24 protein-coding genes are annotated in these 24755 nt (G+C 63.4%); 17 read left to right on the forward strand and 7 right to left on the reverse strand.

Annotated elements, in window-relative coordinates:
- Nucleotides 1-4 precede the first annotated feature (4 nt).
- Entirely contained in the window at nucleotides 5-1537 is a 1533-nt protein-coding gene (locus tag V6657_RS08275) for an amino acid permease (RefSeq protein WP_048932430.1), read from the reverse strand.
- A gap of 76 nt (nucleotides 1538-1613) precedes the next feature.
- Entirely contained in the window at nucleotides 1614-3152 is a 1539-nt protein-coding gene (locus V6657_RS08280) for an amino acid permease (RefSeq protein ID WP_048932429.1), read from the reverse strand.
- A 34-nt stretch (nucleotides 3153-3186) separates the two neighbouring features.
- On the opposite strand from V6657_RS08280, the gene V6657_RS08285 reads away from it, so the two are divergent.
- The 13 genes from V6657_RS08285 to V6657_RS08345 all read left to right on the forward strand — a co-directional run bounded on the left by V6657_RS08285 (nucleotide 3187) and on the right by V6657_RS08345 (nucleotide 17346).
- Nucleotides 3187-3378 carry a hypothetical protein gene (locus tag V6657_RS08285; RefSeq protein ID WP_048932428.1) on the forward strand — a complete coding sequence of 64 codons (192 nt, stop codon included), beginning with the start codon at nucleotides 3187-3189 and terminating at the stop codon, nucleotides 3376-3378.
- Between the two features lie 155 nt (nucleotides 3379-3533).
- On the forward strand, nucleotides 3534-5615 hold the full coding sequence (locus tag V6657_RS08290; protein WP_048932427.1) for a 3-hydroxyacyl-CoA dehydrogenase NAD-binding domain-containing protein: 2082 nt from the start codon (nucleotides 3534-3536) through the stop codon (nucleotides 5613-5615).
- A gap of 27 nt (nucleotides 5616-5642) precedes the next feature.
- The gene (pncA, locus tag V6657_RS08295; RefSeq protein ID WP_048932426.1) at nucleotides 5643-6275 is read left to right on the forward strand and encodes a bifunctional nicotinamidase/pyrazinamidase; all 633 of its coding nucleotides are present in this window, start codon (nucleotides 5643-5645) and stop codon (nucleotides 6273-6275) included.
- A gap of 59 nt (nucleotides 6276-6334) precedes the next feature.
- A complete protein-coding gene (locus V6657_RS08300) occupies nucleotides 6335-7513 on the forward strand; it encodes an acetyl-CoA C-acyltransferase (protein ID WP_048932425.1) in 1179 nt (392 codons plus the stop codon).
- 314 nt (nucleotides 7514-7827) lie between these two features.
- Nucleotides 7828-9696, forward strand: coding sequence for an acyl-CoA dehydrogenase (locus tag V6657_RS08305; protein WP_048932424.1), 1869 nt, complete (start codon nucleotides 7828-7830; stop codon nucleotides 9694-9696).
- Between the two features lie 27 nt (nucleotides 9697-9723).
- Nucleotides 9724-10506 (forward strand): SDR family oxidoreductase, encoded by a 783-nt coding sequence (locus V6657_RS08310; RefSeq protein WP_048932423.1) that lies wholly within the window; start codon nucleotides 9724-9726, stop codon nucleotides 10504-10506.
- Between the two features lie 32 nt (nucleotides 10507-10538).
- A complete protein-coding gene (locus V6657_RS08315; protein ID WP_048932422.1) occupies nucleotides 10539-10973 on the forward strand; it encodes a PaaI family thioesterase in 435 nt (144 codons plus the stop codon).
- Nucleotides 10974-11059: 86 nt separating this feature from the next.
- The gene (locus tag V6657_RS08320) at nucleotides 11060-12451 is read left to right on the forward strand and encodes a serine hydrolase (protein WP_048932421.1); all 1392 of its coding nucleotides are present in this window, start codon (nucleotides 11060-11062) and stop codon (nucleotides 12449-12451) included.
- Nucleotides 12452-12479: 28 nt separating this feature from the next.
- Nucleotides 12480-13490, forward strand: a complete 1011-nt coding sequence (locus V6657_RS08325; RefSeq protein WP_048932420.1) for an NADP-dependent oxidoreductase — start codon at nucleotides 12480-12482, stop codon at nucleotides 13488-13490.
- Nucleotides 13491-13605: 115 nt separating this feature from the next.
- The gene (locus tag V6657_RS08330) at nucleotides 13606-14454 is read left to right on the forward strand and encodes a class II aldolase/adducin family protein (protein WP_048932419.1); all 849 of its coding nucleotides are present in this window, start codon (nucleotides 13606-13608) and stop codon (nucleotides 14452-14454) included.
- A 25-nt stretch (nucleotides 14455-14479) separates the two neighbouring features.
- The gene (locus V6657_RS08335; protein ID WP_048932418.1) at nucleotides 14480-15436 is read left to right on the forward strand and encodes a glutathione S-transferase family protein; all 957 of its coding nucleotides are present in this window, start codon (nucleotides 14480-14482) and stop codon (nucleotides 15434-15436) included.
- A gap of 53 nt (nucleotides 15437-15489) precedes the next feature.
- On the forward strand, nucleotides 15490-16392 hold the full coding sequence (locus V6657_RS08340; RefSeq protein WP_048932417.1) for an SDR family oxidoreductase: 903 nt from the start codon (nucleotides 15490-15492) through the stop codon (nucleotides 16390-16392).
- A 27-nt stretch (nucleotides 16393-16419) separates the two neighbouring features.
- Nucleotides 16420-17346: an alpha/beta hydrolase gene (locus tag V6657_RS08345; RefSeq protein WP_048932416.1), complete on the forward strand. Its 927-nt coding sequence runs from the start codon at nucleotides 16420-16422 to the stop codon at nucleotides 17344-17346.
- Nucleotides 17347-17359: 13 nt separating this feature from the next.
- Here V6657_RS08345 and V6657_RS08350 read toward each other — a convergent pair whose 3' ends face one another.
- Nucleotides 17360-18508, reverse strand: a complete 1149-nt coding sequence (locus tag V6657_RS08350; RefSeq protein ID WP_048932415.1) for an iron-containing alcohol dehydrogenase — start codon at nucleotides 18506-18508, stop codon at nucleotides 17360-17362.
- 107 nt (nucleotides 18509-18615) lie between these two features.
- Between V6657_RS08350 and V6657_RS08355 the strand changes: the two genes are divergently transcribed.
- The 3 genes from V6657_RS08355 to V6657_RS08365 are packed head-to-tail and all read left to right on the forward strand — an operon-like array spanning nucleotide 18616 to nucleotide 20507.
- Nucleotides 18616-19590 carry an alpha/beta hydrolase gene (locus tag V6657_RS08355; protein WP_048932414.1) on the forward strand — a complete coding sequence of 325 codons (975 nt, stop codon included), beginning with the start codon at nucleotides 18616-18618 and terminating at the stop codon, nucleotides 19588-19590.
- Between the two features lie 23 nt (nucleotides 19591-19613).
- Complete coding sequence (locus V6657_RS08360) at nucleotides 19614-20051, forward strand: thioesterase family protein (RefSeq protein WP_048932413.1); 438 nt, start codon at nucleotides 19614-19616, stop codon at nucleotides 20049-20051.
- A 9-nt stretch (nucleotides 20052-20060) separates the two neighbouring features.
- Entirely contained in the window at nucleotides 20061-20507 is a 447-nt protein-coding gene (locus tag V6657_RS08365) for a GNAT family N-acetyltransferase (protein WP_048932412.1), read from the forward strand.
- Between the two features lie 8 nt (nucleotides 20508-20515).
- Here the strand turns inward: V6657_RS08365 and V6657_RS08370 are convergent, their stop codons facing one another.
- Nucleotides 20516-21421, reverse strand: a complete 906-nt coding sequence (locus V6657_RS08370) for a LysR family transcriptional regulator (protein WP_048932411.1) — start codon at nucleotides 21419-21421, stop codon at nucleotides 20516-20518.
- A gap of 112 nt (nucleotides 21422-21533) precedes the next feature.
- On the opposite strand from V6657_RS08370, the gene V6657_RS08375 reads away from it, so the two are divergent.
- Nucleotides 21534-22418 (forward strand): sterol desaturase family protein, encoded by an 885-nt coding sequence (locus V6657_RS08375; protein WP_048932410.1) that lies wholly within the window; start codon nucleotides 21534-21536, stop codon nucleotides 22416-22418.
- A 14-nt stretch (nucleotides 22419-22432) separates the two neighbouring features.
- Here the strand turns inward: V6657_RS08375 and V6657_RS08380 are convergent, their stop codons facing one another.
- From V6657_RS08380 to V6657_RS08390, 3 genes are all read right to left on the reverse strand, one after another.
- Complete coding sequence (locus tag V6657_RS08380) at nucleotides 22433-23248, reverse strand: NRDE family protein (RefSeq protein WP_048932409.1); 816 nt, start codon at nucleotides 23246-23248, stop codon at nucleotides 22433-22435.
- 118 nt (nucleotides 23249-23366) lie between these two features.
- Nucleotides 23367-23657 (reverse strand): DUF4936 family protein, encoded by a 291-nt coding sequence (locus tag V6657_RS08385; RefSeq protein ID WP_048932408.1) that lies wholly within the window; start codon nucleotides 23655-23657, stop codon nucleotides 23367-23369.
- Nucleotides 23658-23672: 15 nt separating this feature from the next.
- Nucleotides 23673-24713 (reverse strand): folate-binding protein YgfZ, encoded by a 1041-nt coding sequence (locus V6657_RS08390; RefSeq protein WP_048932407.1) that lies wholly within the window; start codon nucleotides 24711-24713, stop codon nucleotides 23673-23675.
- Nucleotides 24714-24755 lie beyond the last annotated feature (42 nt).

The following is a 24755-nucleotide window of genomic DNA, read 5'->3' on the forward strand; positions in this document are numbered from 1 at the left end:
TCGCTCAGTGAGCGATGGCGCCGGCAGCAGGCGAGGCGGCTTCCGAGGCCGCCTTGGCCTGCTGGAGATGCTCCCCGCTAAATTGCATCTCCGAATACTTCACAAACCGCGTCTTGAACTTCCAGCGGTACCCCAACCAAATCGCCATAAACAGGAACACCCCGCAGTACGTCGCAACGAACGGGCCGAAGTTGTCGATCGGTGCAAACAGCGCTTTGGTGTTCTGCCCAAGGATGATCACCACGCACAGGATCGCCACCATGATCGGCCCGAACGGGAAGAACGGCGACCGATACGCCAGTTGATTCACCGAATGGCCCTGGCTCACGAAGCCCTTGCGGAAGCGGTAGTGCGCCACGGCAATGCCAAACCAGGCAATGAAACACGTTACCGCCGACGTGTTCAGCAACCACAGATAGACCACCTGATCGCCAAACAATGAGCTGAAGAAGCACAGTGCGCCCACGGCCGAAGTGGCCAGCAGCGCCCGAAGTGGTACGCCATCGCCCGACACCTTGGCAAACCAGCGCGGCGCCTGGCCTTCGAGTGACAGGTCGTACAGGATCCGCGTCGATACATACAGGCTCGATGTGCCCGACGACAGCAGTGCGGTCAGCACCACCGCATTCATCATCCCGGCGGCAAACGCCAGGCCTGCATGCTGGAACACCAGCGTGAACGGGCTCACACCAACATCGGTTGCCTCATTGCGCAGCAGGTTGGGATCGGTGTAGGGCAGCAACACACCGATGATCAGGATCGCCAGCACGTAGAACAGCAGAATGCGCCAGAACGTCTGGCGAATGGCGCGTGGGATCGTGCGAGAGGGGTTCTCCGCTTCGCCAGCGGCCACACCGACGGTCTCAACGCCCTGGAACGAAAACCCCGCGATCATGGCTACGCCGATCATTGCAGCGGGGCCGCCCACGAACGGCGCATCGCCCACGGTGAAGTTTTGCCAGCCTGACTGCGGGCCACCGTGCATGATGCCGAAGATCATCGCCAGGCCGATCAGCAGGAATACGACAATCGTCACCACCTTGATCATCGAGAACCAGTATTCCGCCTCGCCAAAACCACGCACGGAGATCGCGTTGAGGCCGAACATCAGCAGCAGGAACGCCGCGCTCCACACCATGCCCGACACACCCGGAAACCAGTACTTCATCACCAGTTGCGCGGCGGCCAGCTCGACGGCCACCGTCACGGCTAACGAGAACCAGTAGTTCCAGCCGAGCGCAAAGCCGAAGCCTTCTTCCACATACAGGCGGCTATAGGTCACGAACGATCCCGACACTGGCAGATGCACGGCCAGCTCACCCAGGCTCGTCATCAGGCAATAGACCATCACGCCGATCAGCGTGTAGGTGAGCAAGGCGCCGCCGGGGCCAGCCGTTGCAATCGATGCGCCAGACGCCACGAAGAGGCCCGTGCCGATGGCGCCGCTCAGGGCGATCATCATGATGTGCCGCGAGCGCAGGCGTCGGCGCAGTTCGGATTGGGCTTCGAGGCCGGTCGGGGTAATCGGTGTGTGCATAGCGGGTGCGCCAGGGTGGGGCGCGCAAATGAAAAACGCCCGCCGAATGCGAGGCAAACGGCAGGCGGGGCGAGTGTTATTGCTGTGTGGGGAGAGCGACGGTGGGCAGTTCGGGGCCAGGGTCCTGGCCGGCCAGCGGATCACGCACCACGGGCGGGCGCGGGAAGTGCATGTCGTGGTAACGGACAATGCCGCCGCCCCGCACAAGCCGGTAGCCAATCCAGATCAGGAAGAAGACCGGGATACCGATGTAGGTGGCGATCACCGCGGGCCAGTCGATCGTGCCGCTGGTGAACGCCTGGTAGTTCTGGCCGAGCGTAATGATCAGGCACAGCCCGAACGCAAAGAGGGGACCATACGGGAAGAACTTCGAGCGATATGGCAACTGCGCCGGATCATGCCCCTGCGCCACCAGCCCCTTGCGGAAGCGATAGTGGCTGATGGCAATGCCGAGCCACGCCACAAAGCCGGTCATGCCCGACGTATTCAGCAGCCACAGATAGACCGTCTTGTCGCCATACAGCGAGCTGAGGAAACACAGCGCGCCAACGGCCGTCGTGGCCAGCAGCGCATTGCGCGGCACGCCGTTCTTGGTGAGTTGCGCAAAGATGCGCGGTGCACGGCCTTCGGTCGCCAGGTTGTAGAGCATGCGCGTGGACGCGTACATGCCCGAGTTACCCGCCGACAGCACGGCAGTCAGGATCACCGCGTTCATCAGCCCGGCCGCAAACGCCAGGCCGGCATGCTTGAACACCAGCGTGAACGGGCTCACGCCAATGTTGGTGACTTCCGTGGAGAGCAGATTCGGATCTGTGTACGGCACCAGCACACCGATGATGAAGATCGCCAGCACATAGAACAGCAGGATCCGCCAGAACACCTGCTTGACCGCACGCGGAATCGTGCGCGCCGGATCAGCCGATTCGCCCGCCGCCACGCCGATCAGCTCCGTCCCCTGGAACGAGAACCCCGCGATCATCGCCACGCCGATCATCGCCGGCAGCCCGCCCACGAACGGCGCATCGCCCATCGTCAGGTTCTGCAGGCCCGACTGAGGGCCGCCCTTCATGATCCCGAAGATCATCGCCAGGCCAATACCGATGAAGAAGATGACGGTGACGACCTTGATGAGCGCGAACCAGTATTCCGCCTCGCCAAAGCCCCGTACGGAGATGGCGTTGAGCAGGAACATGATGAGGAGGAACACCGCACTCCACAGCACGCCCGGTACATCGGGGAACCAGTAGTGCATGACGAGCTGCGCGGCCGCCAGCTCAACGGCAATCGTCACCGCCCAGTTGTACCAATAGTTCCAGCCCAGCGCGAAGCCGAAGCCCTCGTCCACGTACAGCGCGCCATAGGTGGCGAACGAACCGGAGACGGGCATATAGGCGGCAAGCTCGCCCAGACTGGTCATCAAGAAGTAGACCATCACCCCGATCAGGATGTAGGCGGCGAGTGCGCCGCCGGGGCCCGCTTGCGAGACCGTCGCGCCCGAGGCAACGAAGAGCCCGGTACCGATCGATCCGCCAATGGCGATCATGGTGAGATGGCGCGCGCGCAAGGTGCGGCGCAAGCCCGGCGTCTCTGTGGACGGGGTAGCGTGTTCTGACATGGATACAGAGTGGACGATTCCGCTCGGATCGCGAATGGAATCGACGAAATGTGACGAGACGTCCCCGCGCCTGATGGGCACCCAGGATCATCCCAAGCAACGAAATGCGCGACTCTATCAAAACCGTCATGTGCCGGGCAAAAAATCGACGCTGCAGCACACGCGTTTGAACCTGCCGCAGCCCGCTGCATGGCCCGCTGAACGGCGCCGTGCAGCGCAAAAATAAAAATTGAACGACCGTGCTATTTTGTGTATTCTGTGTCGAGTCGCGGCCTTACCGCGCGTTAAAAAAACGATACTTAAGAGACAGTTCAACCGCGAGGCACGGTGCGCTGCTTTGGCATCAATCGAGCCGGCCCTCGCATCACCAAAGGAACCAGCATGACTGCGGAGTACAAGGTCCAGGACGGCGTTGCCGTCATTACGCTCAGCAACCCGCCGGTCAACGGCCTTGGCCATTCCACGCGCCTGGGTATCGTTGAGGGCATGGTCAAGGCTGGTGATGACCCCAGCGTCAAGGCCATTGTGATCACCGGTGCAGGCAAGGCCTTCTCGGGCGGCGCTGATATCCGCGAGTTCAACACGCCCAAGGCAACGCAAGAGCCGACGTTGCACGCTGTCATCAAGGCGGTTGAGTCGAGCAGCAAGCCGGTCGTGGCCGCCATCCACTCGGTGGCGATGGGCGGCGGGCTGGAACTGGCATTGGGCTGCCACTACCGTGTGGCCGCACCGGGCGCGCAGATCGCGCTGCCGGAAGTGAAGCTGGGCATTCTGCCGGGCGCCGGCGGTACGCAGCGCCTGCCGCGCGCGATCGGCCTGGAGCCCGCTCTGAACATGATCGTTTCGGGCACTGCCATTCCGTCGGAAAAGCTGGCCAAGAGCGGCCTATTCGACCAGATGGTCGAAGGCGACCTGATGGCCGGTGCCATCGACTTTGCGCTGAAGGCCGCTGCCGAGGGCAAGCTGCCGAAGGTGCGTGACCGCAAGATCGAGCACGACAACCCCGAAGGTTTCCTGCAATTTGCCCGCAACACCGTGGCCGCTGTCGCCAAGAACTTCCCGGCACCGGGCAAGTGCGTCGACGCCGTGCAGGCCGCCGTGCAGAAGCGCTTTGACGACGGCATCAAGTTCGAGCGTGACCTGTTCATCGAACTGGTGAACACCAGCGAATCGCGCGCACTGCGTCACGCCTTCTTCGGCGAACGCGCTGCCAGCAAGATCCCCGATGTGCCGGAAGACACCCCGGTGCGCAAGGTGGAGAAGGTTGCCGTGATTGGTGCCGGCACCATGGGTGGCGGTATCTCCATGAACTTCCTGAACGCGGGCATTCCGGTCACGATGCTGGAAACCAAGCAGGAGGCGCTGGACCGCGGCGTCGCCACTATCCGCAAGAACTACGAGAACAGCGCCAAGAAGGGCAAGCTGACGCAGGAGAAGGTCGAGCAACGCATGGCGCTGCTAACCCCGACGCTCTCGTACGACGACATCAAAGACGCCGACCTCGTCATCGAGGCCGTGTTTGAAGAAATGGGCGTCAAGGAAGTCGTGTTCAAGAAGCTGGACGAAGTCGTCAAGCAAGGTGCGATTCTGGCGTCGAACACCTCCACGCTGGACGTGGACAAGATCGCCAGCTTCACCAAGCGCCCGCAAGACGTGGTCGGCATGCACTTCTTCAGCCCGGCCAACGTGATGAAGCTGCTGGAAGTGGTGCGCGGCAAGGAGACCGCCAAGGACGTGCTGGCGACCGTCATGAAGCTGGCCAAGGCCATCAAGAAGACGGCCGTGGTCTCGGGCGTGTGCGACGGCTTTATCGGCAACCGCATGATTGAGCAATACAGCCGCCAAGCCGGTTACCTGCTGGACGAAGGCGCGCTGCCGGAGCAAGTCGACAAGGCCATCGAGAAGTTCGGCTTTGCGATGGGCCCGTTCCGCATGGGCGATCTGGCCGGCAATGACATCGGCTGGGCCATCCGCAAGCGCCGCGCCGTGGACAAGCCGGACATCGTTTACTCGAAGACGGCCGACCTGCTGTGCGAGATGGGCCGCTTCGGCCAGAAGACGGGCGGCGGCTGGTACGACTACAAGCCGGGCGACCGCAAGCCGTATCCGAACCAGCAAGTCAACGACATGATCGTCCAGCATTCGAAGGACCTGGGCATCACGCGCCGCAAGATCTCGGATGAAGAGATCGTCGAGCGCCTGGTGTTCGCGCTGGTGAATGAAGGCGCAAAGATCCTGGAAGAGGGCATTGCCTCCAAGGCGTCGGACATCGACATGGTCTACCTGACCGGCTACGGCTTCCCGCTGTTCCGCGGTGGCCCGATGCTCTACGCAGACACCGTCGGCTTGTACAACGTCGCTCAGACCATGCACCGCTACAGCAAGGGCTACCACGGTGAAGCGTGGAAGGTTGCGCCGCTGCTGCAGAAGCTGGCCGATGAAGGCAAGGGCTTCAACGGCTAAGCCATCGACGCAAGCGACTGAACCGCCATGCAACTCACGCCCACCGACTGCCTGCTGGTCATTGACGTGCAGAAAGATTTTCTGCCCGGCGGTGCGCTGGCGGTGCCGGACGGCGACCAGGTCATCCCGGTCGTCAACCGGCTCGCCAAGGCATTCGGACGTGTGGTGCTGACGCAGGACTGGCACCCGCGCGAGCATGTGTCGTTCGCGGCCAATCATGCTGGCAAAGAGCCGTTCGGCACGATTGATTTGCCGTACGGGCAGCAGGTGCTATGGCCTACCCATTGCGTGCAGCACAGCACCGGCGCTGCTCTGGCCGATGGGCTGGACGTGCCACATGCGCAGTTGATCGTCCGCAAGGGCTATCACCCGCACATCGACAGCTACTCCGCGTTCTTTGAAGCGGACCGCAAGACGCCGACCGGTTTGCTCGGCTGCCTGCGCGAGCTTGGGATTAAGCGCGTGTTCTGCGTCGGTCTGGCCACGGACTTTTGCGTGGCGTGGTCGGCGCTGGATGCGCGTGCTGCGGGGCTGGACGTGGCTGTCATTGAGGATGCTTGCCGCGCGATTGACCTGAATGGGTCGCTTGCGCAGGCGTGGCAGAACATGACGGATGCGGGTATCGCGCGGTTGCAGTCGCACGAAGTTCTGAACGGATAACGGAATACATCGGGTGCGCTTAGAAGCCGCGCCCGCCACCAGATACGAGGAGCAACACCATGACCGAAGCAGTCATCGTTTCCACCGCACGTACCGGCCTGGCCAAGAGCTGGAAGGGCGCCTTCAACATGACCCACGGCGCCACGCTGGGCGGCCATGCCGTGCAGCACGCCATTGCGCGCGCCAAGATCGAGCCGGGTGAAGTCGAAGACATCCTGATGGGCTGCGCGAACCCAGAAGGTGCGACGGGCGCCAACATCGCCCGCCAGATCGCCCTGCGCGCCGGCTGCCCCGTGACCGTGCCGGGCGCGACCGTCAACCGTTTCTGCTCGTCGGGCCTGCAAACCATCGCAATGGCCGCGCAGCGCGTGATTGCTGATGAGGGCGACATCTTCGTGGCCGGCGGCGTGGAATCCATCTCGTGCGTGCAGCAAGAGATGAACCGCCACATGATGACCGAAGGCTGGCTCAACAAGCACAAGCCCGAGATCTACTGGAACATGCTCCAGACCGCCGAGAACGTCGCCAAGCGCTACAACATCGCCAAGGAGCGCATGGACGAATACGGCGTGCAGAGCCAGCAGCGTGCCGCCGCCGCCGCTGCCGCTGGTAAGTTCAACGACGAAATCGTCCCGATGACCACGGTGATGGGCGTAGCCGATGCCAAGACCGGCCAGCTCATGACGCGCGAAGTGACCATCTCCGCGGACGAAGGCATTCGCCCGGACACCACGCTGGAAGGCGTGGCGAAGATCCGCTCGGCCGTGCCCGGCGGCGTGATCACGGCAGGCAACGCCAGCCAGTTCTCCGACGGTGCATCCGCTGCCGTGGTGATGAACGGCAAAGTGGCCGCTGCCAAGGGCCTGCAGCCGCTGGGCGTGTTCCGTGGCTTTGCTGTGGCCGGTTGCGAGCCGGACGAAATGGGCATCGGCCCGGTGTTTGCCGTGCCCAAGCTGCTCAAGAAAGCCGGCCTGAAGGTCGAAGACATCGGCCTGTGGGAACTGAACGAAGCGTTTGCCGTGCAAGTGCTGTACTGCGCCGACAAGCTGGGCATCCCGATGGACCGTCTGAACGTCAACGGCGGCGCCATCGCTGTGGGCCACCCGTACGGCGTGTCGGGCGCACGCCTGGTCGGCCATGCGCTGATCGAAGGCAAGCGCCGTGGCGTCAAGTACGTGGTCGTGACCATGTGCATCGGCGGCGGCCAAGGCGCTGCTGGTCTGTTCGAGGTGCTCTAAAGAGACACAGGCTCCCACTCAAAACGGGAGCCTTTTTTCTGGCACCAACGAAACCCGCATGAGCGCCAGCCGATGCACCCAGACGGTTTGGCCGTTCTTGCCCTAGATGGCGCCTTGAATTTCTGTAAGCGGGCGGAAACAAGACGGGAAACTGTCTGAGCGAAGCGAGTTTTTCCCGTCTCCGCCCGGTTACGGAAATTCAAGGAATCTTTCGCCATCTTGGGCGCGCCTTTCTTTGCTTACTTTCTTTGGCAAGACAAAGAAAGTGAGTCAGCCCCGGCAGGGGATGAAACAAGGGATGGACCACTAACATCATGTCTTCTCTGCTGCTGTCGCGCCGCGACCTGAGCTTCCTGCTCTACGAATGGCTCAACGTCGAATCGCTCACCCGCATTCCACGTTACGCTGACCATTCCCGCGAAACCTTCGATGCCGCACTCGACACGTGCGAGCGCATCGCAACGGACCTCTTCGCCCCGCACAACAAGAAGAACGACCAGCAAGAGCCGCACTTCGACGGCACCACGGTTCACATCATTCCCGAAGTGAAGGTGGCGCTGGACGCCTTCAACAAGGCCGGCCTGATGGCCGCAGGACAAGACTTCGAACGCGGCGGCATGCAACTCCCCACCGTGGTCGAGAAGGCCGGCTTCGGCTTCTTCAAGGCTGCCAACGTCGGCACGAGCTCGTATCCGTTCCTCACCATCGGCAACGCAAACCTGCTGCTTGCCCACGGCACGCCCGCGCAAATCGAGACGTTTGTGCAGCCCGAGATGGAAGGCCGCTTCTACGGCACGATGTGCCTGTCGGAGCCGCAGGCCGGGTCATCTCTGTCGGACATCGTCACGCGCGCCGAGTACGAAGGCGAATCGCCGCTCGGCGCGCAATACCGCCTGACCGGCAACAAGATGTGGATCTCCGCCGGCGAGCACGAACTGTCGGACAACATCGTCCACCTCGTGCTGGCGAAGATCCCCGGCCCAGATGGCAAGCTGATTCCGGGCGTGAAGGGCATCTCGCTCTTCATCGTGCCCAAGTTTCTGGTCAATGCCGATGGCTCGCTTGGCGAGCGCAATGACGTGGTGCTGGCCGGCCTGAATCATAAGATGGGCTATCGCGGCACGACCAACTGCCTGCTGAACTTTGGCGAGGGCACGCAGTTCCGCCCCAAAGGAGCAGATGGCCAGCCACGTGCCGGCGCCATCGGCTACCTCGTTGGCGAACCGCACAAGGGCTTGGCGTGCATGTTCCACATGATGAACGAGGCGCGCATTGGCGTCGGCATGGGCGCGACGATGTTGGGCTACACGGGCTACCTGCACGCGGTGGACTACGCGCGCAATCGCCCGCAAGGCCGCCCCATCGGTCCGTCGGGCAAGGATGCGGCATCTCCGCAAATCCGCATCGTTGACCACGCAGACGTGCGCCGCATGCTGCTGGCCCAGAAGGCGTATGTGGAAGGCGCACTCGGCCTGAACCTGTATTGCGCCAAGCTCGTCGATGAAGAACGTGGTGAGACCGATCCAGCGAAACGCGCCAAGCTCGGCCTGCTACTGGACATCCTCACGCCCATCGCGAAGAGCTGGCCGTCGCAGTGGTGCCTGGAGGCCAACAGCCTGGCGATCCAGGTGCACGGCGGCTACGGCTACACGCGTGAATACAACGTCGAACAGTTCTACCGCGACAACCGTCTCAACCCGATCCACGAAGGCACGCACGGCATCCAGGGCCTGGACCTTCTGGGCCGCAAGGTTGTGATGCAGGACGGCGCAGCATTTGTCGCGCTCGGCGAGCGTGTGCAAGCCACCGTCGGCCGCGCGTTGGAGACCGGCGATGAAACATTGATCAGCTACGGCCGCGCGCTCGGCATGGCCACGCAGAAGCTGGCCAAGGTCACGCAGACGCTGTGGGCCGCCGGCGACCCGCGCGTGGCGCTGGCCAATGCATCGGTCTACCTGGAGGCCTTCGGCCACGTGGTCGTGGCCTGGATTTGGCTGGAGCAGGCGCTGTCCGCCGCCAAGGCATTGCCGAACGCACAAGGCGAGGATGCCGATTTCTACCGCGGCAAGCTGCAAGCCGCGCGCTACTTCTTCCAGTGGGAACTGCCCAAGATCGACCCGCAGATCGCGCTGCTGGGCTCGCTCGACACGACCACGCTGGATATGCAGGACGCTTGGTTCTAACAACGACAACGATAGACAGGAGACACCATGGGTACGCTCAAGCATCTGTTCGATCTTTCCGGCAAGACGGCGCTGATCACCGGCGGTTCGCGCGGGCTTGGCCTGCAGATTGCCGAAGCACTGGGTGAGCAGGGCGCGCGCATCGTGCTATCGGCGCGCAAGGCTGATGAACTGAAGGAAGCGCAGGCACACCTGAAGTCGCTCGGTATCGAGGCCGACTGGATTGCCGCCGACGGCGCGGTCGAAGCCGACATCCAGCGCCTGGCTGACGAGGCGCTCGCCAAGCTGGGCCACATCGACATCCTCGTCAACAACGCTGGTGCCACGTGGGGTGCGCCGGCCGAAGACCACCCGGTTGAGGCGTGGGACAAGGTGATGAACCTGAACATCCGTGGCCTGTTCCTGCTCACGCAGCAGATCGGCAAGCGTTCGATGATCCCGCGCAAGTACGGCAAGATCGTCAACGTGGCATCGATTGCCGGCCTGAAAGGCAACCCGCCGGGCTCGCTCGACACGATTGCGTACAACACCAGCAAGGGCGCCGTGGTCAACTTTACGCGCGCGTTGGCCGGCGAATGGGGCGAGCACAACATCACCGTCAACGCCATCGCCCCGGGCTTCTTCCCCTCGAAGATGACGCGCGGTTCGCTGGAGAAACTCGGCGTCGATAAGCTGACCGAGAAGTCGCCGCTGCACCGCATTGGCGATGACGAAGACCTCAAGGGCGTGGCTGCGCTGTTCGCGTCGGATGCGTCCAAGCACATCACCGGGCAGATCCTTGCCGTCGATGGTGGCGTGAGCGTGGTCTAATTTCGGCTGCTTTCCACTCTTTTGAACGCAGCATGAGCGCAGACAACAACGGTTTTCCGATCGACATTCCTTTCCTAAAGCTCATCGACATGCGCTGCCTGAAGGCGGCGGATGGCGAGGGCATCGTCGAGCTGGCGCTGGAAGAGCGCCACATGAACAGCTGGGAGATGGCCCACGGCGGCGTGACCATGACGATGCTCGACGTCGCCATGGCCATGGCTGGCCGCTCCGCCGATGTGCATGGCCGCGGCGTGGTGACGATTGAGATGAAGACGGCGTTCATGCAGCCCGGGCGCGGCACGCTCAAGGCCAGTGCGCGCTGCGTGCACCAGTCCACCACCATGGCCTTCTGCGAGGGTGAGGTGACGGACGACACCGGCAAGCTGGTCGCCCGCGGCTCGGGCACGTTCAAGTTCGTCAAGCGTATGCCGCCGCCGCGCACCCCCGAGCCAGGCGCGGACGGCTGATTGACCTACGTAGTTGCAGTAAGGCAGTACCCAGTTGCACACCGGACAGCGTCCGGCACATAAGAAGAGCAACCACGGAGACAACCATGCAACAACCCGCACGGCGGACGGCGTCCGCTTTTGCCATCACGCTGCTTTGCTGCACCGGACTGACCATGACCCTGGAAGGATGCGCCTCCAACTCCGCGCCGGCCGCGGAGACGCCCACCGCCGTGCAGGCACCGCCTGCCCCGAACCCTCCGGTGCAGAAACCCCTCACGGCTGATGAATCCGACCCGAACAAGATGGGCTGGATGCAGGGCTTCCCGCCGCCGCCCGATCGCATCATCCGCTTCGACCTGGCCGGCAACATGTTCCCCCGCACGCGCTATGGCTACAGCCACGTGCGTGAATTCGTGCCGACACGCGCGGTTTGGCACGGCGATGGCCCGGTTAGCAAGCTGCCGCGCGCTGAACGCGATATCAACGGCGTGCTGTTCACCGACCCTGAGGGCGTGCGCCGCACTTTTGCCGAAGCCCTGAAGCTGACCTACACCGACGGCATCCTCGTCATGCACAAGGGCAAGGTGGTGTACGAGCGCTACTTTGGCGCGCTCGATGCGCACACACAGCACATTGCCATGTCGGTCACGAAATCGTTTGTAGGCACGCTGGCCGCCATGCTGGTGGCAGACGGCAAGCTCGATCCGGCCGCGCCTGTCACGCAATACGTGCCGGAACTCAAGGACAGTGCGTACAGCGATGCCACCGTGCGCCAGGTCATGGATATGACTATCGGCGTGCACTATTCCGAAAACTACGCCGACCCGAATGCTGATGTCTGGGCCTACGCCCGTGCCGGCGGCATGCTGCCGCGCCCAGCAGGCTACAAAGGGCCGGACAACTTTTACGACTATCTCATCACGCTGAAGAAGGAAGGCGAGCACGGCGAGGCATTCTCGTACAAGACCGTCAACGCAGAAGTCCTGGCCTGGATCGTCCGTCGCGCGTCCAACAAATCATTGGCCGCGCTGCTGTCCGAGCGCATCTGGCAACCGATGGGGGCAGAGAACGATGCGTACTTTGGGGTGGACAGTATCGGCACCGAATCCGGTGGTGGTGGTCTGAACACGACGCTGCGTGATTTGGCCCGCTTTGGCGAGATGATCCGCAACGACGGCCGCTTCAACGGCCGCCAGATCCTGCCCAAGAGCGTGATCGACGATATCCGCCGCGGTGGTGATCCTGCCAAGTTTGCCAAGGCCGGCTACGCCACACTGCCGGGCTGGTCGTACCGCAATATGTGGTGGATCTCGAACAATGCCCACCACGCTTTCGAGGCGCGCGGCATCCATGGCCAAGCGATCTATATTGATCCGGTGGCCCAGATGACGGTCGTGCGCTATGCCTCGCACCCCATCGCCGCCAACGGCGCCAACGATCCGATCACGCTGCCGGCCTTTGGTGCGCTGGCAGATTTCCTCATGCATCAGAAGTGACCCATTCGCTTACCTAGGAGTGTTTTTCATGTCGAAGACTTATCAGCGCATCGTTCTGGCGTCCCGTCCGCAGGGTGCCGTGACGCCGGACAACTTCCGCCTGGAGACGGCCGACATCCCCGAACTGCAGGACGGCCAAGTGCTGGTGCGCAACCATTTCCTATCGCTCGATCCGTACATGCGCGGCCGCATGAACGACAGCAAGTCGTATGCGCAGCCGCAGCCGCTCGATGAAGTGATGATCGGCGGCACAGTGGGCGTGGTGGAGGCCTCCAAGAACCCGTCATTTGCCGTGGGCGACAACGTGGTCGGCATGTTCGGCTGGCAGGAAGTAGGCGTGTCGGATGGCCGCGGCATCCAGAAGGTGGATACGCGCCACATTCCGCTGTCGGCGTACCTGGGTTCGGTGGGCATGCCCGGCGTGACCGCATGGTACGGCCTGAACAAGATCATGCTGCCGAAGCCGGGCCAAACCGTGGCGGTGAGCGCCGCATCGGGTGCTGTGGGCAGCGTGGTTGGCCAACTCGCCAAGCTCAAGGGTTGCCGTGCCGTGGGCTTTGCCGGCGGCAAGGACAAGTGCGACTACGTGGTCAACGAGCTGGGCTTTGATGCCTGCATTGACTACAAGGCCGCCAAGGATCCGAAAGAGCTCTACAAAATGCTCAAGGAAGCGACGCCCGACGGCATCGACTCGTACTTTGAGAACGTTGGCGGTTCGATTCTGGATGCAGTGCTGTCGCGCATGAACGCCTTCGGCCGGATCGCCATGTGCGGCATGATCGCCGGCTACGACGGCCAGCCGCTGCCGCTGCAGAACCCGCAACTGATTCTGGTGTCGCGCCTGACCATCGAAGGCTTCATCGTCTCCGAACACATGGACGTGTGGCCGGAAGCACTGCGCGAGCTGGGTGGCTTCGTGGCACAGGGCAAGCTGAAATTCCGCGAGAGCGTGGCAGACGGTCTGGCAAGTGCGCCGGAAGCCTTCATAGGTCTGCTCAAGGGCAAGAACTTCGGCAAGCAACTGGTGAAGCTGGTCTGACGTTTTGACCTGACGTTTCGACGTCCATGCGCGGACTGTCAATCGCTTGACAGTCCGCCGGGCGAGGGCCGCAACAGAATGGCTCCACCCACAATCTTTGCGTGAAGGAGACACCATGAACGCACCCGACACCGCCCAAGCCAAGCGGCCCGAAGACATGGCCAGCAGCCTCAGCCCCGAGGCTGCTGCCCGTTATCGCAACCTGCCGCGCCCGCCGCAATTCGCCACCGTTGCCGAAGAACGCCTGCATCGCAAACAGCGTCTGGCCGCAGCGTTCCGGCTGTTCTCCAAATTCGGTTTCGACGAAGGCGTGGCCGGGCACATTACGGCGCGCGATCCGGAGCACCAGGACAGCTTCTGGGTGAACCCCTTCGGTGTGCACTTCAGCCAAGTGACGGTGTCGAACCTGATCCGCTGCGATCACCACGGCAACGTGGTCGAGGGGGATTACCCGGTCAACGCAGCGGCGTTTGCCATTCACTCGCGCGTGCATGGGGCACGGCCAGATGCCGTGGCTGCAGCGCATTCGCACAGCACGTATGGCCGCGCGTGGTCGACGCTCGGCCGCAAGCTCGACCCGCTCACGCAAGACGTGTGCGCGTTCTATGGCGACCATGCGGTGTATGACGATTTCGGCGGTGTGGTGGTCGAGCTGGATGAAGGCCAGCGCATTGCCGAGGCACTCGGCAACAACAAGGCCGCCATCCTGCAGAACCACGGCCTGCTGACCGTCGGCAAGACGGTGGACGAGGCGGCCTGGTGGTTCATCACCATGGAGCGCTCCTGCCAGGTGCAACTGCTGGCCGAAGCTGCAGCCGCACGCACCGGCGAGGCACCGCGTACGATTTCCGATGCCGCTGCGCGGCAGGCGTATTCCATCGTCGGCTCGGCGCAGGCAGGGTGGTTCCAGTTCCAGCCGCTCTATGCCCGCATCGTCAAAGAACAACCCGATCTGCTCGACTGATCGGTCCTAAACACCTGGAGCATCCATGACGGATCTGATTCTGCATCATTACGCCACCTCGCCGTTTTCAGAGAAGGTGCGTTTGATCCTCGGCTACAAAGACCAGCCGTGGAAGTCCGTCACGGTGCCCGTCATCCTGCCCAAGCCGGATGTGATGCCGCTCACGGGCGGCTACCGGCGCACGCCGTTTCTGCAGATCGGCGCAGACATCTACTGCGACACCGCGTTGATTGCGCAGGTGCTCGAATCGATTCATCCGCTACCAAAGCTGGTGCCGTCCGAGCAGGCGGCGGCGATATTTGCCATGGCGCAATGGGCGGATACGACGCTGTTCTGGGCGTCAGCCACCTTTGTCATGCAGCCTGCCGGTTTTCAAAGTCTGTTCGGCAGCATGCCTGAGGAGTTTGTCAAAGCCTTCGTTGAAGACCGCAAGGCCATGCGCGCAGGCGGTACCGGGCTGCGCACACCGCCGCAGGAGGCGGCCTCCACGCTGCATGTCTTCCTCGCGCAACTGGAGCGGCAACTCGCCACCGGTGAGCACATCTTCCTGTTCGGTGAGCAGCCGAGCGTGGCTGATTTCTCCGTCTACCACTGCCTGTGGTTCATCCGCCGAGCAACGGGCGTGGCGGGCATTCTGGACGCGCATCCGGAGGTCGTGGCGTGGATGCATCGCATCGCCGCGTTTGGGCACTCGCAGGCCCAGCCGATGACGCCGGCCGAAGCGCTGGACGTTGCCCGCGCCGCCACACCGCACGCGCTGACCGAGCCGAACACGCCATTCGACGATCGCTACGGCCTGCCCAAGGGCACACGCGTGACGGTGGCCGCCGTCGACTACGGCGTCGACCCGATCGAAGGCGAGTTGATCGTTTCCACCCGCGACACGGTGGGCGTGCTGCGTGAAGACGCACGCGTTGGCAAGGTGGTGGTGCATTTCCCGCGCGTGGGTTACGCCGTGCGCAAGGTTGAAGCGGCAGGCTAAGGGGGCTTGCTGTTTCGATCACCTTTCATGACAACAACACGAGAGAGACACGTATGAAGCAATTCGCAGGCGGCGTGGCCGTCATCACGGGTGGTGCGTCGGGTTTCGGCAAAGAGTTCGCGAAGAACGCGGCCGGGTTGGGCATGAAGCTGGTGCTGGCCGATATCCAGCAGGACGCGCTGGATGCCGCGGTGGCTGAGTTTGCAGCGCAGGGCGTGGAAGTCATCGGCCTGCGCGTTGACGTGTCGAAGGTGGAAGACGTGCAGGCGCTGGCGGATGCCGCCATCAAGACGTTCGGCAAGGTCAACCTGCTATTCAACAACGCAGGCGTGGGCGCCGGTGGCCTGATCTGGGAGAACTCCGAGCGCGATTGGGATTGGGTGCTGGGCGTGAACCTGCACGGCGTGATCCATGGCGTGCGCATCTTCACGCCGCTGATGCTGGCAGCGGCGAAGAAAGACCCGTCGTACGAGGGCCATATCGTCAACACGGCGTCGATGGCGGGGCTGCTGAATGCGCCGGCCATGGGCATCTACAACGTATCCAAGCACGCGGTGGTGGCGTTGTCCGAATCGCTGTATCAGGACTTGAGCCTGGTGACCGAACAGATTCATTGCTCGGTGCTGTGCCCGTACTTTGTGCCGACGGGCATTACGAAATCACACCGCAATCGCCCACAGGACCTCGCCAATACGGCGCCGCCCACGAAATCGCAGCTTGTGTCGCAAGCCATGTCGGACAAGGCGGTCAGCTCCGGCAAGGTGACGGCGGAACAGGTTGGCCAGATGACGTTTGATGCGATTCGCGATGCGAGCTTCTACATTTACTCGCACCCGCATGCGCTGGCGCCGGTGCAGCATCGTTTTGAAGACATCATCTCGCAGCGCAACCCGTCAGACCCGTTCGAGGGCAAGCCGGACGTGCGCGCACGCCTAGTGGATGCACTGCGCGACTAACGCTCACCCCAAGACTCCGGAGCCGCCATGACCGCCACCACTGCAGCCGCCATCACTGAATCGCAGTTCGCCGATCTGCCCAACGGCACGCGGCTGCATTACGCCAGCGCCGGCAAGCGCGGTGGGCCGCTGATGCTGTTCGTGCATGGCTTTCCGGAGTTCTGGTACGAGTGGGAAGCACAGCTTGCGGCATTCGGTGATACGCACTTTGCCGTGGCGCCCGATATGCGCGGCTATAACCTGTCGAGCAAGCCAGCGGCGGTGGATGCGTATCGCCCGAAGCTGCTGGTGCAGGATCTGGTGCAGTTCATCACGGCGCTGGGGTATGAGCGCGCCATCGTGGTGGCGCACGATTGGGGTGGCGCGATCTGCTGGAACCTGGCAATCCAGCATCCGGAGTTGGTTGAACGGCTGGTGATCGTCAACTCACCGCACCCGTGGGTGTTTGCGAATGCGCTGCTGAGCGATCCGGCACAGCAGGCTTCATCGGCGTACATGAACTGGCTGCGCAAACCGGGCTCGGAAGAGGCGCTGGCCGCCAACGAATTCGAGAAGCTGGAAGGCTTCTTCCACGGCATGGGACAGCCGGTGGCCGAGTGGTTTACGCCGGAGGTGCGGGCACGCTATCACGCTGCATGGAGCCAACCGGGCGAGGGCGGCTCGCATGGCCTGACGGGCGGCGTGAACTACTACCGCGCTTCGCCATTGCACCCGCCCACCGAGGGCACCGCGCCGCTGCGCATCGACCAGATGCCGCCCGAAGCGTTTGTCGTGAAGGTGCCAACGCTGGTGATCTGGGGCGAGATGGACATGGCGCTGCCGAAGGGCCTGCTCAACGGGTTGGAGCGCTTTATTCCCGATATGCGTCTTGAGCGCATTCCCAACGGCACGCACTGGGTGGTGCACGAACAGCCGGAGCGCATTACTGCGTTGATCCGGCCGTTCGTTTCGTAACGCGTTCTCAACGTTACATCGATTCCGCCAGCATGCGGCGGTAGTCGTCCGCTGTGGCGATGCGCGGGTTGGTCTTGTGGCAGTGGTCGAGGAGGGCGCCTTCCACTACATGCTCCAGCGCATCTTCCGGCACGCCCATCTGGCGCAGGCCTGTCGGCAAGCCTAGCCGTGCGGTCAGGTCATGCACGGCCTGGGCGAGGTCGGCGCCCGCCGGCAGATTCATCACACGACGCATGCGCGCATAGCGGTTGTCACGCACCACAGATTCCGCTGTCTCGTTAAAGCGCAGCACTGCCGGCAGCACCACCGCGTTGAGCGTGCCATGGTGCAGCCCTGTCTTGCCGTTTACCTTCACACCGCCCAGCGGGTGCGACAGTGAATGCACGCACCCGAGCCCCTTCTGGAATGCCATCGCGCCCTGCATGGAGGCGCTCATCATGTTCAGCCGCGCATCGCGGTCTGAACCATCACGCGTGGCGCGCTCGATGTTGGCCCAGGCGCGCTCCAGGCCATCCAGTGCGATACCGTCAGCAGGCGGGTTGAAGGCGGGCGCGAGAAACGTCTCAATGCAGTGCGCGATGGCATCCATGCCGGTGGCGGCCGTCAGCATGGGCGGCAAGCCGAGCGTCAATTCCGCATCGCAGATGGCAGATTTGGGCAGCAGGTGCCAAGAGTGAAAGCCAAGCTTGCGGCCGTCCTCCAGGATGATGATGGCGCCGCGCGCCACCTCGCTGCCAGTGCCGGCCGTGGTGGGAATGGCGATCAGCGGTGCCGCTGCTTCCGTGATCTTTGTGCTGCCACCCTCGATGGTCGCGTAGGTGGTCAGCGGCTCGGGGTGCGTCGCCGCAATGGCAATGCCCTTGGCCAGGTCGATCGACGACCCGCCCCCAATGGCGATCAGCCCGTCGCAGCCGGCTTCCTTGTATTGCGCGGTGGCCTTCAGCACCATCGCCTCGGTCGGGTTGGAGGGCGTTTCGTCGAACACGGTGACGGGCAGCCCACCCGTGGCATCGATGGCCCGCTGGGCCAGCCCGGCGGTGGCCACGCCCTTGTCGGTCACGATCATCGGCCGGCGGATGCCGACGCGTGCGCATTCGCCCTTCAGTTCGTTGACCGTGCCGAAACCTAGGTGGACGTGGGTGAGGTAGTAGATGAGGGCCATGCGCTGTCTCCGAAGGATGTGTGCATCACCCGTCTTGTCGTGCGGGCGTGGTTCAATGGATACTCCGATAATAGCCAAATTAGAACGATCGTTCAGTTCTCGCCCTCATGCAGCACCCGTCTCTCGACCCGCACGTCGCCCAGTTGCTCGATCTGGTGGCGCGTGCCAAGCGTCCGCCGTTGAATGCGCTCGACCCCGCCGACGCCAAGATCGCCTACGAAAAGAGCAGCCCGATTGTTGATATCCCAAGCATCCCGCTGGAAGCCGTGCATGACCTGACGGTCTCCGCGCGCGACGGTCATGCGATTCCCATCCGTACCTATGCCGCGCGCGAAGCGAGCTGGGCCGATCCGCTGCCGTTGCTGGTGTACTTCCACGGCGGCGGTTTTACGGTGGGCAGCATCAAGACGCACGATCAGCTCTGCCGCTCGCTCGCGGCCAAATCCGGGGCGATGGTGTTGTCGGTGGACTATCGGCTCGGGCCTGACTGGAAGTTTCCGACTGCGGCCAACGACGCCTTCGACGTGCTGCAGTGGGTGTTCGACGAAGCCGCCACCATCGGCGCAGACCCGGCACGCATCGCGTTCGGTGGCGACAGTGCAGGCGGTACGCTGGCGGCCGTCACCGCAGTCGAAGCGCGCAACCGTGGCTTTCAGCCGGTGTTGCAACTGCTGATCTACCCCGGCACCACAGCGCGGGAGAACACACCGTCGCATCGTGAATTCGCCGAGGGCTACCTGCTCACGCAGGAGATGATTCACTGGTTCTTCTCGCAATACCTGCGCGACGATGCCGACCGCGACGACTGGCGCTTCGCCCCGCTGGATGCCGGTGGTCACGGCGCCGATGTACAGGGCGTGTGCCCCGCGTGGATTGCCGTAGCTGGCTTCGACCCCATCCGCGATGCTGGCATTCGCTACGCGAACAAGTTGCGTGCGGCGGAGGTGCCGGTCGAACTGAAGCTGTATGAAGGCATGATCCACGACTTCTTCAAGATCGGCCGCTTTGTGCCGGCAGTTGAAGATGCTCATCGAGACGCCGCCACGGCACTGCGCCGCGCCTTCGGCACTGAAACTGAGTAACCCCGAACACCAAGGAGACCCGCATGGCGATTGAGGATTTCCGCCACAGCACGCCGCTGCGTGTGCGCTGGGCCGAAGTCGATGCGCAGAGCATCGTCTTCAACGGCCACTACCTGCTATATGCCGATGTCTGTATCACCGAGTACTGGCGCAGCATCGGCGTGCGGTATCCGGTGGATGTGGTCGATACGTTTGGTGTCGACTTCTACGTGGTCAAATCCACGCTCGAATACCATGCGTCCGCGCGCTTTGACGACGAGCTGGACCTGCGTTGCCGCGTGGCACGTCTGGGCCGCTCGAGCATGCGCTTTATCATCGAGATGTATCGCGCAGAGGAGCACCTCGTCACCGGCGAAGTCATCTACGTGTGCGCCGATCCTGCCACGCAGACCTCCGCGCCGATCCCCGACCCGCTGCGCGATCGCATCCTCAATTTTGAAGTCTTGAAGCCTGAAGTGTGAGAACTGAGCATGACTGCCCCTGAATCTGTCCGCCCGCTTGCTGGCGTTGAAGTCGACCGCTGGGACGCCGTGCGCGAAGAAGCGCGCGCCATCCGCTACGACGTGTTTGTTATCGAGCAGGGCGTGCCTGTCGAACTCGAATGGGATGAATGGGACGACCAATGCTGGCACGCCCTCGCGCGCGACACGGCTGGCCGTGCAGTGGCCACGGGCCGCCTGCTGCCTGACGGCCATATCGGCCGCATGGCGGTGCGCAAGGAAGCGCGCGGCACAGGCGTTGGCGCGCGCGTGCTGGAGGCGTTGATCGACAAGGCGCGCTCGCTCGGTTATCCGGAACTGATCCTGAACGCGCAAACCCACGCGATGCCGTTCTATGCGCGCGCGGGCTTTGCGGCCGAGGGCGCAGAGTTTGAAGAGGCCGGCATCCCGCACCGGACCATGCGCCGCGTGCTGTAACAGACCACCTACACGTTGATCGCCCGGGCGGCGCGCACGATCGCTTCGATTGCTGCCTGTGCCGCCGGCGACGACGTTCTGCCGTGCAGTCGCACAATCCCCGTGATGGATGGCGGCGACAGCCAGCCTTTCACTGCCAGCCGGACGAGCGTGCCGGACTCCAGTTCCTCCCATACCGCAGCATCCGTTGCGCCCAGCACGGTGTCGGTGGTGAGCGCCACTGTCTTGAGCACGCCATAGTTGTCGCATTCGAGCGCGATGCTGGCTTCCTCGCCCGCCGGCAGGCCCAGCAGGGCGGCCAGTTCCACCTTTGAGGGGCTCAACAGCTTCGGTACGGCAATGCCGTACTCCCACACTTCGCGCAGCGTGTGCTCGTGCTGCGCCAGCGGATGGCCAGCCCGCACGTACAGGTGGGGCGGCTGACCGCCAATCGGCTGAATGTCCAGCGCAGCGTCTCTTGGCATGTCGCGCACGTCTGCTGCGAAGAACTCGATGTTCTCCGTGCGCAGGCTTTCCAGCAGTTGCACCCAGTTGCCGACTTCCATGCGCAGCGCCACCTGCGGATGCTGTTGCCGCAGCTCCCGCAGTGCCTGCGGCATGAGCGTGGCGGTCAGCAGCGGCCCCACGCCAAAGGCGGTATCGCCCAGTTGGCTGTCGCGGTAGAGATCTACGTCACGCTGCAGGCACCGTGCCTCGAACAACAGCTTGCGCCCCCGTGCGATCACGAAATCACCTGCTGCAGTGGGGCGCACACCGCCCACATCCCGGTCGAACAGGCGGATGCCCAGGTCATCTTCAATGGCCTGGATGCTGCGGCTGAAGGCGGGCTGGCTCAAGTGCACCAATTCGGCGGCACGGGCGAAGTGCAGGGTGTCAGCCAGGGCAACGACGTGACTCAGGCGGCGCAAGTCCATGGTGTTGCGTCTATTGCATTGAATGGATGCTCATTATGCATTGGACGCATTGAATCAGCCCTCCTAGGCTTGTCTTCACAAAAATTCGCAAGACAAGCGAGGAGACACCCCGATGAGTTCACACCAGCAGTTGCTCCTGATCAGTGCCTGCATCCTGGGCTTTGGCGCCATGGAGTTCGTTACCCGGCGCTACCAAGCAAGTGTCAGCGGCAAGGCCACCGCCAACGATGCGTGGCTGGAAGTGCTGATGTTCGTCAGCCTGGTCGCCATCACCCAGCCGATTGCGCTGCTGGGCAGCAACGCGCTGTGCAACTGGCTCATGCCCGCGCAGCACAACGCCTGGGCCAACCTACCGTGGTGGGCCATGACGGGCCTGCTGCTGATCGGCGACGACCTCACGCAATACCTCTGGCACCGCGCCTCGCATTCGCCGCTGCTATGGCCGCTGCACCGCGCGCATCACAGCTCGTCGTACATGAGCGTGCGCATCACATACCGCAACAACTTCTTCTACTACCTGATGATGCCCGGCCTGTGGATCGGCGGGGTGGCGGTGTACCTGGGCTTCGGCAGCGTCTACGGGGTGTATCTGGTGGTGAAGGTGGCCGTCATCCTGGGTGCGCACTGCGCCTGGCCATGGGATGCGCCGCTGTACCGCATCCGCGCGCTGCGCCCGTTGATGTGGGTGATTGAGCGCACCATTTCCACACCCGCCACGCATTGGGCACACCACGCGCTCACCAACGCCGATGGCATTGGCCACTACAAGGGCAATTTCGGCAACCTGCTGTTCTTCTGGGATGTGCTGTTCGGCACGGCCCACATCACGCGCAAGTACCCCGCGCAGATCGGCTTGCAGGATGACGCCTTGTACGGCGCAGAACGGTGGACTGCACAGATGTTCTATCCGCTGGTGCAATCCAAGCGTGAGCATTCGGCGCTGCGCCCGGGTGGCTATGGCTTTACGGAAGTCGAGCCGGCGCAAAAACGGGCGTAGCCCCTGTGCCGCGCTTACGTATCGGCGTGCGTGACGGTATCGAGCGCGCCAAGGTAGCGCGTTTCGCCAATCTGCCCCTGTGCGTCGAAGCGGCGCTCGGTCACGTCGAAGCAGCCATCGTGGCGGATGCGCAGCACGGTGGTGGCACGCGTGCCGTAGCGCGGCGAGCGAATGAAAGCGGCGGAGAGCAGCTTTTCCCACTCAGGCGCCACGCCGGTGGCGGGCAGGGCGCCGGTGGGGGCTTCTCGCGTCTCGGCCATCAGGTTGATGTAGCGGGCCACGTCCAGCGCGTTGCCGTGCCGGCCTGTATCCGCGGCCAAGGCTTCGGCAAACGCAGCCATGCGATGGCGCACCTTGAACCACGGCGTATCGAGCAGCGCATTCGACAGCCCGTACACGCCGGGTGCCAGCTTGCGTGGGGCGTCTGCGCGGTTGCTGGTCCACCAGAGCTCGTCGCGCGTGGCGGTCAGCAGGTTGTAGCCGTTGTAGGCGCGGTCGCGGGTGGTGAGGCTATCGAGGTACGTCGGGATCGACGCCTCTTCGGCCATCAGAAAATTGGAGACCAATTCACCGCGCGAACGCGCATCGGGGCGGCGCTCGGACGGCGCACGGTAGTTGGTCAGCGCGGCAAAACGGCCGTCGCGTGTCATCCCCATCCACGTGCCTGCATGGCCGACCACCTGGGCCAGATCACGCCCGGCCAGTACGTTGGGCGCATCGCTCCACCACGCCAGTGGCGCGGCGGGGCGGTCATAGAATTCGTCCCGGTTGGCGGCCACCACCAGCGCGTAGGCGGGGTGGGCGTGCCAGGCCGTGAGAATCAAACACATGAGCACTTCCTTTGAACATGCCAAGCGAGTGGTCAATGTGATGACCTGTGTCGCGAGGGCTTCGGCCAAGCATAGCAGCCGGCCGAACTTTTGCGATGACGATTACATGGATACGGGCCTAACCGTTTTCCAGATCGACGAAAAGCTCGGTATGGCGTTCGCCTGCGACGAATTCGCGCGGGCCGCCGGTCTCCCACAGACCGGCCAGCGTGGCGGTAAAGGCCGGCGGGATGTCGTGGTAGCACTCCATCCACGTGGCCTGCCCGTCGCGTAGTTCGGGGCGACGCATCACCGTGCCGGCCACGCCGGTTGCTTCTTCCACCGTGTCGAGCCAGCGTTGCCAGCGTGGCAGGGCGGCGGCAGCGTCGCGCTCGGCGATGCGGAAGTAGACGAACAGGTGGTCGGCCATGGTGGGTGTCCGGTATCAGGCGTTTTCTGAAACGGGAATCGTGTACGGCAGGTTCTGCAACGTCAGTACTGGGCCGTCAAACGTGGCGAGGTGGATGGCGGTGTCCAGCGCATCCAGCTTCAATTCGACCAGCAAGTCCGTGCCGCCGTCCGGTGCCATCGCCGCATTCACGACCATGCCGCACGGCTGGTTCGGATCGGCTGCGCTGTAGACCTCGGCGCCTGCGGAGGTGGGGGCATTCACGTGGGCGCGCTGCATGCGCCGCTTGAGCGTGCCGCGATACTGGCTGCGCGCGACGATTTCCTGGCCGGGGTAGCAGCCCTTTTTGAAATCGACGCCGCCCAACAACTCCAGGTTCACCATCTGCGGCACGAACTGCTCTTGCGTGGGCAGGGTGATTTGCGGCACACCTGCCTGCAGGCTCAACCAGTCCCACACCTCCGTGCCGACGAGCGAGAGGCGCGACGACAGCGTCTTCCACGCATGCTGGAAATGCTCGGCGTGCACCATCCATTGATAGCGCGGACGGCCGTCGGCGTCGGGCAAGCGGATGACTGCACCAACCTGCTGGCCCACCGTGGCCGGCTGCTGTGCGACCGCGTAGATGGCGTCTGACTCCGGCAGCACGGCGCCGGCTTCGCGCAGCGCGTCAGCCGCATCCGGCCCGGCCACGCCGATAGCGATGAACTCGTCCATCGGCCGCAGCTTGGCCTTGGCGCGCAGCACGAACATCGACAGGCGTTTGCTCAGCGCCGGGGCGACCAGCTTGTCGGCCTGCAGCACGATCGTATCGGCCTGACGCCACATCAACAGCGTGGCCAGCAGGCGCCCTTTAGGCGAGCAGTAGCCGGCCAGGCGAGCCTGGTTGGGCCCCAGGCCCGTGACGGCGTTGGTCAACTGGTTATGGAGGAATTCGGCCGCATCCGCGCCTTCAACGGCAATGCGCGCGAGATTGGTCGGCGGGCACAGAACGCTGCCGCGTGCGGCAGCGTCAAACTGTACGTCGAGCGGCGGAAAGCTGAGCGTATCGACGAAATCCTGAAAAACGTCATTCATGGTGTGCAGGCTGCCAGAGGTTGACCCGGTATTATATGAGGC

This window comes from Ralstonia sp. RRA (genome assembly GCF_037023145.1).
Lineage (GTDB): Bacteria > Pseudomonadota > Gammaproteobacteria > Burkholderiales > Burkholderiaceae > Ralstonia.